Here is a 12,903-nt window from a genome sequence, read left to right as displayed (position 1 = left end):
GCGTCGTCAAAAGCCTCGCGCGATCGTCGGATCGCGCCGCGGTGTTTTCCTCGCCTCGGCGGAAAACCCTGTCCATCAATCCGCTCCCATCTAAAGACAAACCGCTCTAAAGCAGGCGGATCACGACTTCCAACTGCGCCTCGATCCGTTTCGTCCGGTCATCGAGTTCCCTGATAAGCCCTTGCTGTCGCCCCGGCTGCTAGCAAATCGATCGCACGCTCAAGCGTCAGAATGTTCCGGGCAAAGCGAATGACCCTGCCACGCGCACCGGACCAAGCGGATCTCGTCGTCGGAAGCGCGGCTCGAGCCAGAAATCGCCTCAAGCAAGCGTTTTTCCAGCGTCGCGGATACGGTTTCCTCTGGCCGCTTGAGCGATCCCGTCACAATCCTCCCCCGCTCTACAATGTCCGTGCCACTTCCTCGACGCGGAAACACTCGATGACGTCGCCGGCGCGGATATCCTCGTAATTCTCGAAGGCCATGCCGCATTCCTGGCCCACCGGGACATCGTTGACCTCGTCCTTGAAGCGCTTGAGCGTCTTCAGCCTGCCTTCGTGGATGACCACGCTGTCGCGGATCAGGCGCACGCTCGCGCCGCGCTCGACCCTGCCCTCGGTGACACGGCAGCCGGCCACCCGGCCGACCTTGGAGATGTTGAACACCTCCAGGATCTCGGCATTGCCCAGGAACGTCTCGCGCCGTTCGGGCGAGAGCAGGCCCTCCATGGCCGCCTTCACATCGTCGAGCAGGTTGTAGATGATGTTGTAGTAGCGGATCTCGACGCCGGACGCCTCGGCCGCCTCGCGCGCCTGCTTGTTGGCGCGCACGTTGAAGCCCATGATCGCCGCGCCCGTCGATTCGGCGAGCGAGACGTCGGTTTCGGTGATCCCGCCGGCGCCCGAATGAACGATGCGGGCCCGCACCTCGTCGGTTCCAAGCTTTTCGAGCGCGCCCAGGATCGCTTCCACCGACCCCTGCACGTCACCCTTGACGACAAGCGGGAACTCGGCGGTCTCGCTGGCCTGGGCGGCGGCCATCATCTGTTCGAGAGAGCCGCGCGCGCCGGCCTGCCGGGCGACGGCGATCTCGCGCGCCTTGCGCTGGCGATAATCGGAAATCTCGCGCGCCCGCGCCTCGCTGTCGACGACGGCGACCTTGTCGCCGGCCTGCGGCGTGCCGTTCAGACCCAGGATCTCGACCGGCAGGGAGGGCGCGGCCTCGTTCAGATTGTCGCCGCGATCGTCGATGATCGCGCGCACCTTGCCCCATTCGTCGCCGGCCACGACGATGTCGCCGGTGCGAAGCGTTCCGGCCTGCACGAGCACCGTGGCGACGGCTCCCCGACCCTTGTCGAGCTTGGCCTCGACCACCACGCCCTCGGCGGTACGGTCCGGGTTGGCCTTGAGCTCCAGGATTTCGGCTTGCAGAAGGATCGCGTCCAAAAGCCCGTCAATGTTCGTGCCCTTGAGCGCGGAGACCTCGACTTCCTGCGTCTCGCCGCCCATGGTTTCGACGAAAACCTCGTGCTGGAGCAGTTCGGCGCGCACCTTGCCGGCGTCGGCGTCGGGCTTGTCGATCTTGTTGATCGCCACGATCATCGGCACGCCGGCGGCCTTGATGTGATTGATGGACTCGATCGTCTGCGGCATCACGCTGTCGTCGGCGGCGACGACCAGGATGGCGATGTCGGTCGCCTGGGCGCCGCGCGCGCGCATCGCCGTGAAGGCGGCGTGGCCGGGTGTGTCCAGAAAGGTGATCTTCTGGCCGTCCTTCTCCACCTGATAGGCGCCGATGTGCTGGGTGATGCCGCCGGCTTCGCCAGACACCACATTGGCGTTGCGGAGTGCATCGAGCAGCGAGGTCTTGCCGTGGTCGACATGGCCCATGATGGTGACGACCGGCGGGCGCGACCTGAGGTCCTCGGCCCTGTCCTCGATATCGAAAATGCCTTCCTCGACATCGGATTCCGACACCCGCTTGACCTTATGGCCGAACTCCTCGGCGATCAGTTCGGCCGTGTCGGCGTCGATCAGGTCGCCGGGCTTCATCATCTGGCCCTGCTTCATCATGAACTTGACGACATCGACCGCCCGCTCGGTCATGCGCTGGGCCAGTTCCTGTATGGTGATCGTCTCGGGCAGGGTGACCTCGCGCGCGATCTTCTCGCGCGGCTCCGACACACCCATCTGGGCGCGCTTGATCTTCTCCTGGCGGCGGCGCATCGCCGACAGCGAGCGCGCGCGGCCCTCGCCGTCGCCGGTGACGTTGGCCAGCGTCAGCTTGCCGCGGCGGCGATTGTCCTGACGGCCGCGCGTCGGCTTGGGCGCCGCGTCGGCCTTGGCGGGGCGCTTGGCCGGGCCGCCGCGGCGGCCCTCGTCCTGGTCGCGGGGAGCAGGGGCGGCGGCTGTCTTGTCGGTCGCGCGGCGCGCGCCTTCCTGCTCGGCCTTGCGGGCCGCCTCGGCCTTCGCCTCGGCTTCGGCGGCAAGGCGGGCCTGCTCGGCCCGTTCAGCCTCCTCGCGCGCGATGCGTTCCCGCTCGGCGCGTTCCAGCTCTTCCTTGCGACGCTGCTCGTCGGCCTGAAACTTCTCGCGATCCTCGGCCTCGCGCGCCTTGGCCTGCTCAAGCGCGCGACGGCGGGCGTCGATCTCGCTTTGCGAAAGCTGCTTGAGCACGGCGCCGCCACGATCGGCGCCGGCGCGCTTTGCCGCCGCGGGCCCGGCGGCGGCGGGCGCTTCCTGCGGCGCGCGGGCGCGGGGCTTCAGGCCGCCGGCGAGAGAGCCCTGCGCGGGCTTTTCGCCGGGCTTGGTGAATTTGCGCTTGCGGGTCTCGACGACAACGGTGTTGGTGCGACCGCCGCCCATCTTCTGGCGCACGGTGCCGCCGTCACGCCGCATGGAAAGCGTGCGTCCACCCGTTTTCTTGTCGTCCGATGTCGTATCACTCATTCCTGATCCGTTTCCTTCACGGTCACATGCCCGCTGGCCTTTCCGGCCCAAAGACCGGTGCCCGCGTCCGCCTCAAGCGGCCGCCCGTCAGGCCCGGTCCTGTAGTCACGCAGTGCTTCGAGCCGCCGCAATGCGGCATGGCCGCCCCTGCCGTCAAGCACGGCTGCATGTATTACATTACCGCCCCCGAATGCCAAACCCAATTGTTCGGCGTCAAGGAGCCTGAAAACCGGCACGTCAGGTCCGCCAAGATGCACCGTGGCGCGGCGCGCCTGGTCGAGCTTGCGCACGCCGTCCGCGGCGGCCTCGGCAGCATGGACGAGCCCGATCGCGCGGCCCGATCGCAGGGCTTTTTCGACCTGCATGGCGCCGGACGCCAGATCGCCCGCCTTGCGGGCCATGGCGAGCGCGCCGGCCGCCTGCCGCGCGAACAGAGCGTCCACCATAGCGCCCAACGCCTCCGGCACACAGACCTTGCGCCTGAGCGCGCGGGCAAACAGGTTCCCGGCGGCGGCCCTTTCGACCAGCGCCCGGCGCGCCGTCACCCAGCAACCCCTGCCCGGCAGGGACCGCTTGAGATCGGGCACAAGGACGTCGTCGGGCCCCGCGACGAAGCGGATCAGCCGATCCGCCTCATCGCTCCTGCCGGTCACGATGCAACGACGCTCGTTCATCGCGATGTCCGCCTCGTCGGGTTCCATGCCGGATCGCCATCGCCGTCAATCCGGCCTCAGGCAGGGGCGCCTTCGGTGGCACCGGCCTCGACGGCCGCGCCTTCGGCATCCTCCTCGCCTTCCTCGGCATAGTCGGCGGCAAGGTCCTCCTCGGTGATCCAGCCGACGGCAAGGCGCGCCGACAGCACCATCTCCTCGGCCTCGGCGCGGGTCGTGCCGAACGGGGTGAAGATGCCGTCATGCATCTTGGTCTCGCCGTCCTTGCGCTCGCGCCAGCCGACAAGATCGTCGACCGCGCAGCCTGCGAAGTCCTCAAGCGTCTTGACCTCGTCCCGGCCGAGCGCGACCATCATGGCCGTCGTCACGCCGGGGACTTCGCGAATGTCGTCGGCCACGCCCATCTCCTTGCGCCTGGCGTCGTTCTCAGCCTCGATCCGTTCGAGATGCTCGCGGGCGCGGGTCTGGATTTCCGCCGCCGTCTCCTCATCGAAGCCCTCGATCGCCGAGACTTCCTCGGCGTCGACATAGGCGACCTCTTCGATCGAGGAGAAGCCTTCCGACGCCAGCACCTGGCCGACCATCTCGTCGACGTCGAGCGCGTCCATGAAGAGCTGCGTGCGCTCGGTGAACTCCTTCTGGCGGCGGGCCGATTCCTCGTCCTCGGTCAGAATGTCGATGTCCCAGCCGGTGAGTTGCGAGGCAAGGCGCACATTCTGCCCGCGCCGACCGATGGCGAGCGAAAGCTGCTCGTCGGGCACGACCACCTCGATGCGCTCGGCGTCCTCGTCGAGCACGACCTTGGCCACCTGGGCCGGTTGCAGCGCGTTGACGATGAAGGAGGCGGCGTCGGGCTGCCAGGGAATGATGTCGATCTTCTCGCCCTGCAACTCGCCGACGACGGCCTGCACGCGGCTGCCGCGCATGCCCACGCACGCGCCGACCGGATCGATGGACGAATCGCGGCTGATCACGGCGATCTTGGCGCGCGAGCCGGGATCGCGGGCGACCGACTTGATCTCGATGATGCCGTCATAGATTTCCGGCACCTCCATCTGGAACAGCTTGGCCATGAACTGCGGATGGGTGCGCGACAGGAAGATCTGGGGCCCGCGCTGCTCGCGGCGCACGTCATAGATGAAGGCGCGCACGCGGTCGCCGTAGCGATAAAGCTCGCGCGGGATCAGTTCGTCGCGCCGGATGATGCCCTCGCCGCGGCCAAGATCGACGATGACATTGCCGTATTCGACGCGCTTGACCGTGCCGTTGACGATCTCGCCGACCCGGTCCTTGAACTCCTCGAACTGCTTGTCGCGCTCGGCCTCGCGCACCTTCTGGACGATCACCTGCTTGGCCGACTGGGCCGCGATGCGGCCGAAATCGAGCGGGGGAAGCGGCTCGGCGATGAAATCGCCGAGCTGGGCGTCCGGGTTCTTGGCGCGGGCGTCTTCGAGCGCGATTTGATTGTCGGTGTTCTCAAGCGTCTCGACCACCTCCATCAGACGCTGCAACTTGATCTCGCCGGTCCTGGCGTTGATGTCGGCGCGGACGTTGGTTTCCTGCCCGTAGCGCGATTTGGCCGCCTTCTGGATCGCGTCGGCCATGGCGCCGATGACGATGTCCTTGTCGATCAGTTTCTCGCGCGCGACCGCATCGGCGATCTGGAGCAGTTCAAGCTTGTTTGCGCTGATGGCCATCATCGTCTCCCTCAGGGTGCCTCGGCGTCCGGCTCGTCGCCGGAGAATTCATCGAATGCGTCATCAAGGCCGCGCATGGCGCGGGCCGCCTTGTCGGCCTTCAGCGAAGCGCGGATCAGATCGTCTGTCAGGATCAGGCGCGCATCGGCGATCGCGCCGAACGGGATATGGCTGGCGTTCTGGTCGCCGATCGACGGCTGGTCGCGGAACAAGGTGAGCGTGTCGGCCTCGACATCGGTGATCGTGCCGCGGAACCGCTTGCGCCCGCCCACGAGGACGGCGGTCTCGACCCTTGCGACATGGCCGCGCCATTTGGCGAAATCGGACCTGCGCACCAGCGGCCGGTCGATGCCGGGCGAGGACACTTCCAGATGGTAGGCGCGGTCGATCGGGTCCTCGACGTCGAGGATCGGCGAGACCATGCGGCTCAGCGCCTCGCAATCGTCGACCGTCATCGTGCCGTCGGCGCGCTCGGCCATGATCTGCAAGGTGGCCCCGTTCTGGCCGGACAGGCGCACGCGGACCAGGCGAAACCCTTCTGCGTTCATGACGGGCTCGATGAGCGTGGCGACGCGCGCCTCGACCCCGGTCTCGGTGACCAGGCGCGGCTCGTCCTCGGTGATGGGCGCGAAGGTGCGCGGGCTCGTCGTCACGTCCGTCTCGAATATAAAAAAAGAGCGGGTCCGGCGGGCCCACTCTTCGTCTGAAGACCAAGATTTCATCTCCATATACGCGCCCCGCCGGCCCGTTGCAAGGGTGGGTGCGCCGCTATAAACGCTCAAACGTCAGATAGGCCGGCACGCGGCCCTCGCGCAGCGCCTTTTGCTCGTAGCGCGTGCCCGCCCAATGGGGATAGGGCCGGCGCCAGTCGTCGGCGCATCGGGCGGTCCATGCGAAATCGGGATGCCGGTCGACATGCACGAGCGTCCAGTTGACATAGCCGCCCACATCCGAGGCGAAGCGGAACGTGCCGCCGGGCTTCATGACGCGGGCGAAGCGGCCAAGATTGCGCGCATTGACGAACCGGCGCTTGAAGTGCCGCGGCTTCGGCCAGGGGTCGGGATAGAGCAGGTCGATCTCGTCGACCGAGGCGTCCGGCAGCCAGTCGAGCAGCCGCGTCGCATCGTCATCGTAAAGGCGGATATTGTCGAGCGGCGCGGCATCGAGCGCGCCCGTCAGCTTGGCCATGGAATTGACGAAGGGCTCGACGCCGATGAAGCCGGTCTGCGGCCGGCGCCGCGCCTGGGCGAGCAGATGCTCGCCGCCGCCAAAGCCGATTTCGAGAATGACGGCCTCCGGCCGGTGCGCGAAAAGCGCAGAGAGGCTTGCGGGCGCCGGGCGATCAAGGTCGATGCGCAACAGCGGCAGCAGACGGGCCAGCGCGCCGCGATGGCGGCCGCGCAGGGCCTTGCCCCGCCGACGGCCGAAAAAAGCCTCGGTGGCGCGCGTCGGGCGATCGCCGGCCATTGCGGCGCGGACGGTCAGGCCGCCTGCTTGACGGCTTGGCGAAGCGGCTTGACGAGATCCGTCTTTTCCCAGGAGAACGAGCCGTCGCGGCCGGGCTTGCGGCCGAAATGGCCGTAGGCGGCCGTCTTGGCGTAGATCGGCCGGTTCAGTCCAAGGTGCCGGCGGATGCCCGACGGCGACAGGTCGATGACAGCACGGATCGCATCCTCGATAGCCGCGTCGGGCACCTTGCCGGTGCCGTGCGTGTCGACATAGACGGACAGAGGCTGCGCCACGCCGATCGCGTAGGCGAGCTGGATGGTGCACCTGTCGGCCAGGTCGCCAGCCACGACGTTCTTGGCCAGGTAGCGCGACACGTAGGCGGCCGAGCGGTCGACCTTGGTGGTGTCCTTGCCCGAGAAGGCGCCGCCGCCATGGGGCGAGGCGCCGCCATAGGTGTCGACGATGATCTTGCGGCCGGTGAGGCCCGCATCGCCATCGGGTCCGCCGATGACGAACTTTCCGGTCGGATTGACGTACCAGGCGCAGTCGTCGGCGATGGCGAGCCCGTCGAGCGCCTCGCGGATGAAAGGCTCGACGACGGCACGGACCTTGCGGGAGTCCCAGCTTTCGTCCAGATGCTGCGTGGACAGCACGATCGAGGCGACCTCGGACGGCTTGCCGTCCACATAACGGACGGTGACCTGCGACTTGGCATCCGGCCCCAGACGGGCCGCCTCGCCGTCGCCGGCCTTGCGCGCGGCGGCGAGCAGTTCGAGGATCTTGTGCGCATAGTAGATCGGAGCGGGCATCAGTTCGGGCGTCTCGTTGCAGGCATAGCCGAACATGATGCCCTGATCGCCGGCACCCTCGGCGCCCTGCCGGTCGGCGGCGCTGTCGACGCCTTGCGCGATATGGGCCGACTGTGCGTGCAGCAGCACATCGATCCGGCAGGTCTTCCAGTGAAAGCCGTCCTGCTCATAGCCGATGTCGCGGATGGCGCGCCGCGCCGCCGAACGAAAGCGCCCGGGCGCGATGACCGGCTCGCCGGCAGCGTCGGTCACGATGCCGCCCTGCCTGTCCTTCTTGAAGAAGACATCGGGAACCCGCACCTCCCCCGCGATGACGACACGATTGGTCGTGGTCAGCGTTTCGCAGGCCACGCGCACCTTCCACAGCGCTTCATCGCCCTGCTTGCGCGCCTCCTTGTAGATCATGTCGACGATCTCGTCGGATATGCGGTCGCAGACCTTGTCGGGGTGCCCTTCGGAAACCGATTCACTGGTGAACAGATAGTCCTGGCGCGCCATTTTACGCTCTCGCCCCCTTGTTAGCCCTCATGCCGGGCGGTCCGTCGATCGCGCCGTCGTTACGGGACGCGGCGGGACAGGTCAAGCGATGAAGGCAGGCAATAGAAAGATATAAGCATAAGTGCATATCGGAAGGCGGCAGAGCCTGCCACCACCGGATGGGGCGCGCGTGGCGGGCGCCCCGAAGCGCGGCCGATCGGCCGATAGCGGGTGGGACAAAGAGCAGCGAGCATCGGCTTGAGCCCGTTCGCGCCGTCAGTCGTCGTTGGCGGCAAGCGATTTGACGAGGTCGATGATCCGTCGGCGCACCTTGGGGTCGGGGATCTTCACGAAGGCGCGGTTGAGCTGCAAGCCCTCGGAACTGGACAGGAAGTTGACCACGTAGCTGGCCGAGTTCTCTTCCATGCCGTCGGGCGCTTCGCCGTCCTGGCGCCTGCCCGGCGCGTCCTCGAAGAAGAACGATATCGGGGCACTGAGGATCGCCGAGATGTTCTGCAACCTGCTGGCGCCGACCCGGTTGGTCCCCTTTTCGTACTTCTGGACCTGCTGAAAGGTGATGCCGAGGCTCTCGCCAAGCTTCTCCTGGCTCATCCCGAGCATGGTGCGCCGGAGCCGGATACGGCTGCCGACATGAATATCGATCGGATTGGGCGTCTTCTTCTTGTCACTCATTCTGCGTCCCACCGCCGCGTAGGCAATTATTTTCAAGCCAGGACCAGATGCCGCGCCAACACGTCCCCCAACGCGTTCCCTCCGGCTCGGCGGGTTACCTATGTGCCGGTATGATCGGCGCTGTCAATGTTGCTTGGGCCAGTGCCGACCGATTCGGAACGGTTGCGCGCGAGCCACAATCGCTAGAGCTGAAAGAATGCCAATAAACAACCAAAAGTTGCTCAACCTTTGCGCGTGACCGACGAACGGGGCGAACGAAGCAGGCAGGGCCGCGTCGGCGACGGCGCGCTCGTCGTGGCCGATCAAAGCCGTCACGCGCCCGAACGGATCGACGGCGACCGAGATACCGTTGTTGGCGACGCGGATCATCGGTAGGCCCGTTTCGACGGCACGCAGGCGCGCCTGGTGCATGTGTTGCCAGGGACCGGGCGACGGGCCGAACCAGGCATCGTTGGTGACATTGACGAGCGCATCGACAGCGGCGCCCGCCGGCGGTGCGGACAGATGCGGGAAAATGGCCTCGTAGCAGATCAGGGGCATGACCGTCAGACCGCCCGGCAGTTCTATCATGGCCCGGACCGGCGCGGCCGCATAGCCTCGGTCGGCGGCGGCGACGGCCCGCAGACCGAACCGCTCGAACAGCGCAGCGAAAGGCAGATATTCGCCGAACGGCACCAAGCGCACCTTGTCGGCGGCGCCCGAGATGACGCCCTCGCTCGTCACCGCCATGACGGCGTTGTAATAGCGACCGGTGAACACATCCTGCCGGTCGCCGGGCTCTTCCCGAATCGCGCCGGTCAGAAGCGTCTGCCCCGGCCCCAGGGTCTCGCCGATCGCCGCGAGCGCGGCCGCATCGCGGGTAAGGAGATAGGGAACCGCAGTTTCGGGCCAGATGACGATATCCGCAAGCCCCTCCCCGTCCGGCGCGGCGGGAGCCGCATCGAGGGCGGTCAGATCAAGCAGCGTGGCGAACGTGTCCTGGCGCGCTGCGGCATCCATCTTGCTTCTCTGGTCGATCGCCGGCTGAACGAGCCGGATCGTCGGCGCGGCGCCGGCAGGCGCGGCCGGATCGGGCGCCTGGGTCAGGCGCCAGGCGCCAAAGCCGGCATGGCCGGCCAGAAGGGCGGCGCAGAGCGCCATGGCAAGGCCGGTGGCAAGGCGGCGCGGCGCGGCCAGTTGCGCCGGAAGCGCGAAGACGAGAACGGTCAAGGCGCTCATGGCGAACAGACCGCCCAGCACGATCGACTGCATCATCACCGGCGCCGGCATCAGCGCATAGCCGATCGCGTTCCACGGAAACCCGGTGAGCATGAACGAGCGCGCCCATTCGGCAAGGCCGAACGCGGCCGCGAGCGCGGCGATGCGTCCGATGCCGTCCGACCATGCAAGGCGGGCCAGCATCGCGGCCGCCCCCCAGAAGAGCGCCAGGAGCGCCGGAATGCCAAGCACCGCCAGCGGGATCGCCCAGGCAAATTCCAGCGCTTCGACCAGCAGCGCGTTGGAGATCCACCAAAGGCCGGCAACGAAATAGCCAAGCCCGAACAGCCAGCCGATCCAGAAAGCGGCGCGCAACGCGCCGAAGGGGCGTTCGGGGGTCGCGCCGATCGCCCCGTCCAGAAGCCAGACCAGAACCGGAAAGGTCGCAAAGCCGACGGCAAACAGGTGAAACGGCGCCTGCGCGAGCGCCGTCAGCGCCCCGGCAAGCAGCGCCAGAAGGGCGCGCCGCCAGCCGTGCAGGAGGAGGATTCGCTGGGCGATGGCTTGCATGGGCTGCCGGATCGAATCACGTTTTTTCAAGCCATATCAGGCTATCGGTCCGCAGGCGACGGGCGGGCACGGTCCGCTCACACGTTGACGGGTTCGGCGGGCGGCTTGTCGGCGTCGGCGGACGGGGCCGGTCGCGGACGCGCGGCGGCGCCGGCCAGTGCCTCGCGGCGCGCGGCGCCGCGCCGCTGATGCTGGCGCGCGCGCACCATCCGCACCCGCCGGATGCGGCGCGGATCGGCGTCCAGCACCTCCATCTCGTAGCCGGCGAAGGCCGGTATCACCTCGCCGCGCACGGGCACCCGGCCAAGCAGCGAGAAGATCAGCCCGCCGATCGTGTCGACATCGCCTTCCTCGCGCCGCGCGGCGATAACGAAGGCATCGCCCAGTTCCGCGCGCGCCTGCTCGACCTCCAGCCGGGCGTCGACGAGGATCGTGTTGTCGTCGACGCGCTCGATCTGCACCTCGACCTCGTCATGCTCGTCCTCGATGTCGCCGACGACCATCTCGACCACGTCCTCCAGCGAGACGAGCCCGTCGGTTCCGCCATATTCGTCGATGACCAGCGCCATCTGAATGCGCTGGGCCTGCATCCGCGCCATCAGGTCCGAGGCGAGCATGGAAGGCGGCACGAACAGAACGTCGCGCATCAGCTTGAGATCGCCGATCGTCCTGGAGAAATCGATGTGCGACAGATCGAGCGCCGCCCTTGCGGCGCCACTGCCATTGGAACTGCCGTTGGATTTGCCGCCGGCCTTCGGCGCCGTGCCGTTGCCGGCGCGGGACCGCCGCGGGCGCCGGGCGCCGGTACGGGTCAGAAAGCCCATCACGTCGCGGATGTGCACCATGCCGCGCGGATCGTCGAGCGTTTCGTGATAGACCGGCATGCGGCTGTGGCCGGACGTTTCGAACAGCTTGAGCAGAACGCCCAGCGGCGTCGAAAGATCGGCCGCCTCGATGTCGCCGCGCGGCACCATCACGTCGCTGACGCGCACCTCGCGCAACCGCAGGATGTTGTGCAGCATGGCGCGCTCGTCCGCGGAAATGGTCTGGTCGCCGGCCGCGCTCGATGCGGCGAGCGCGTCCTTGAGGTTATCGCGACTGCTCGCATTGGCCTGCGGCCGGAGCAGATAGGCCAGGCGCTGAAGGAAGCCCGGCTGCTTTCGGGGTGGAACGATCGCGGGCAAGCCCGGACTTGAAGGCTCGGGATCGGTGTCGGCAGGCGCGCCTTGCGCCCCGGTCTCAGCGTGTCGGTCGTTCATCGTCTTTCAGATCATCCAATATCGGCGCGTACGGGTCGTCTATCCCCAGCTCGGCCAATATTGCGCGTTCAAGGCGCTCCATCCGTTCGGCGTCTTCGTCGACCTGATGATCATAGCCCAGAAGATGCAAGAAACCATGAACGATCAGATGGGTGAAATGGGCATCGAACGCCTTGCCGTCAATGGCGGCCTCGCGCGCCACCGTTTCATGGGCCAGAACGATGTCGCCCAGGAGCGGGCCGGGGGCGTCGCCGGCGGCCACCGGATAGGCGGGAAAGGACAGCACGTTGGTGGCCACGTCCCTGCGGCGCCACCTGGCGTTGAGCGTGCGCATGGTCGCATCGTCGGTCAGCACGACCGATACCTCCGAGCCCTCGCCCGCAAGCGCCAGCCGGCGGGCGGCGGCGGCGAACGCCCTTTCGATGCGCGGGCGAAGGACGGCTTCGCCGGCCCAGCCCACGCCCTCGACGGCGATATCGACCTGAAGGCGCATCACCGTCCTCAGCGGCCGGCCGCGCCGTCATAGGCGGCGACGATGCGCCCGACCAGCGGATGGCGCACGACGTCGGTGTCCCGGAAGCGCACGGTCACGATGCCCTCGACCTGGCGCAGAAGATCGAGCGCCTCGACCAGGCCAGATTTGTGGCCGGCCGGAAGGTCAACCTGGCTGGGATCGCCGGTGACGATCATGCGTGCATTCTCGCCCAGCCGGGTCAGGAACATCTTCATCTGCATCGAGGTGGTGTTCTGCGCCTCGTCGAGGATCACGGCGGCGTTCGAAAGGGTCCGGCCGCGCATGAAGGCGAGCGGGGCGATCTCGATGACGCCGGCCGACAGCGCCCGCTCGACCTTGTCGCCGGGGATCATGTCGTAGAGCGCGTCATAGAGCGGGCGCAGATAGGGGTCGACCTTCTCCTTCATGTCGCCGGGCAGAAAGCCCAGCCGCTCGCCGGCCTCGACCGCCGGCCGCGACAGGATGATGCGGTCGATCTGACCGCGTTCGAGCAGCATGGCGGCGTGCGCGACGGCCAGATAGGTCTTGCCCGTGCCGGCCGGACCGACGCCGAAGACCAGTTCGGCCCGGTCGAGCGCACGCATATAGGCGTCCTGGTTGGGCGTGCGCGCCGTGATGGTCC

Annotated in this window: 11 protein-coding genes; all 11 read right to left on the bottom strand. The window is 67.4% G+C overall.

What is annotated here, in order from left to right; translation table 11 throughout:
- Nucleotides 1-398 precede the first annotated feature (398 nt).
- Nucleotides 399-2,945 carry a translation initiation factor IF-2 gene (infB, locus tag AC5E6L_RS09110; protein WP_491772766.1) on the bottom strand — a complete coding sequence of 849 codons (2,547 nt, stop codon included), beginning with the start codon at nt 2,943-2,945 and terminating at the stop codon, nt 399-401.
- Complete coding sequence (locus tag AC5E6L_RS09105) at nt 2,942-3,646, bottom strand: RNA-binding protein (protein WP_491229864.1); 705 nt, start codon at nt 3,644-3,646, stop codon at nt 2,942-2,944. Before AC5E6L_RS09105 ends, infB begins: the two co-directional genes overlap by 4 nt.
- Before the next feature lie 29 nt (nt 3,647-3,675).
- Entirely contained in the window at nt 3,676-5,313 is a 1,638-nt protein-coding gene (nusA, locus tag AC5E6L_RS09100; protein WP_491772764.1) for a transcription termination factor NusA, read from the bottom strand.
- Nucleotides 5,314-5,324: 11 nt separating this feature from the next.
- Nucleotides 5,325-5,966, bottom strand: coding sequence for a ribosome maturation factor RimP (rimP, locus tag AC5E6L_RS09095; protein ID WP_491772762.1), 642 nt, complete (start codon nt 5,964-5,966; stop codon nt 5,325-5,327).
- Nucleotides 5,967-6,081: 115 nt separating this feature from the next.
- Nucleotides 6,082-6,780 (bottom strand): tRNA (guanine(46)-N(7))-methyltransferase TrmB, encoded by a 699-nt coding sequence (gene trmB / locus AC5E6L_RS09090; protein ID WP_491772760.1) that lies wholly within the window; start codon nt 6,778-6,780, stop codon nt 6,082-6,084.
- 14 nt (nt 6,781-6,794) lie between these two features.
- On the bottom strand, nt 6,795-8,069 hold the full coding sequence (metK, locus tag AC5E6L_RS09085; protein ID WP_491772758.1) for a methionine adenosyltransferase: 1,275 nt from the start codon (nt 8,067-8,069) through the stop codon (nt 6,795-6,797).
- Between the two features lie 255 nt (nt 8,070-8,324).
- A complete protein-coding gene (locus AC5E6L_RS09080; RefSeq protein WP_491230657.1) occupies nt 8,325-8,741 on the bottom strand; it encodes a helix-turn-helix domain-containing protein in 417 nt (138 codons plus the stop codon).
- 123 nt (nt 8,742-8,864) lie between these two features.
- Nucleotides 8,865-10,508, bottom strand: coding sequence for an apolipoprotein N-acyltransferase (gene lnt, locus AC5E6L_RS09075; protein ID WP_491772768.1), 1,644 nt, complete (start codon nt 10,506-10,508; stop codon nt 8,865-8,867).
- A gap of 77 nt (nt 10,509-10,585) precedes the next feature.
- On the bottom strand, nt 10,586-11,767 hold the full coding sequence (locus AC5E6L_RS09070; protein ID WP_491772756.1) for a hemolysin family protein: 1,182 nt from the start codon (nt 11,765-11,767) through the stop codon (nt 10,586-10,588).
- Nucleotides 11,748-12,260, bottom strand: coding sequence for an rRNA maturation RNase YbeY (ybeY, locus tag AC5E6L_RS09065; RefSeq protein ID WP_491772754.1), 513 nt, complete (start codon nt 12,258-12,260; stop codon nt 11,748-11,750). The genes AC5E6L_RS09070 and ybeY overlap by 20 nt, the downstream gene beginning before the upstream one ends.
- Before the next feature lie 8 nt (nt 12,261-12,268).
- On the bottom strand, nt 12,269-12,903 hold a 635-nt coding region (locus AC5E6L_RS09060), incomplete at its 5' end, for a PhoH family protein (RefSeq protein WP_491772752.1).

This window comes from Roseitalea sp., from assembly GCF_984466335.1.
The sequence above is the reverse complement of the archived record's forward strand: the minus strand, read 5'-3'. Positions and strand labels throughout refer to the sequence as shown.

Excerpts from the sequence above, each read along its gene's own strand:
- nusA (WP_491772764.1), bottom strand. The coding sequence starts at position 5,313 with ATGGCCATCAGCGCAAACAAGCTTGAACTGCTCCAGATCGCCGATGCG.
- lnt (WP_491772768.1), bottom strand. The coding sequence starts at position 10,508 with ATGCAAGCCATCGCCCAGCGAATCCTCCTCCTGCACGGCTGGCGGCGC.
- trmB (WP_491772760.1), bottom strand. The coding sequence starts at position 6,780 with ATGGCCGGCGATCGCCCGACGCGCGCCACCGAGGCTTTTTTCGGCCGT.
- metK (WP_491772758.1), bottom strand. The coding sequence starts at position 8,069 with ATGGCGCGCCAGGACTATCTGTTCACCAGTGAATCGGTTTCCGAAGGG.
- AC5E6L_RS09105 (WP_491229864.1), bottom strand. The coding sequence starts at position 3,646 with ATGGAACCCGACGAGGCGGACATCGCGATGAACGAGCGTCGTTGCATC.
- infB (WP_491772766.1), bottom strand. The coding sequence starts at position 2,945 with ATGAGTGATACGACATCGGACGACAAGAAAACGGGTGGACGCACGCTT.
- ybeY (WP_491772754.1), bottom strand. The coding sequence starts at position 12,260 with ATGCGCCTTCAGGTCGATATCGCCGTCGAGGGCGTGGGCTGGGCCGGC.
- AC5E6L_RS09070 (WP_491772756.1), bottom strand. The coding sequence starts at position 11,767 with ATGAACGACCGACACGCTGAGACCGGGGCGCAAGGCGCGCCTGCCGAC.
- AC5E6L_RS09080 (WP_491230657.1), bottom strand. The coding sequence starts at position 8,741 with ATGAGTGACAAGAAGAAGACGCCCAATCCGATCGATATTCATGTCGGC.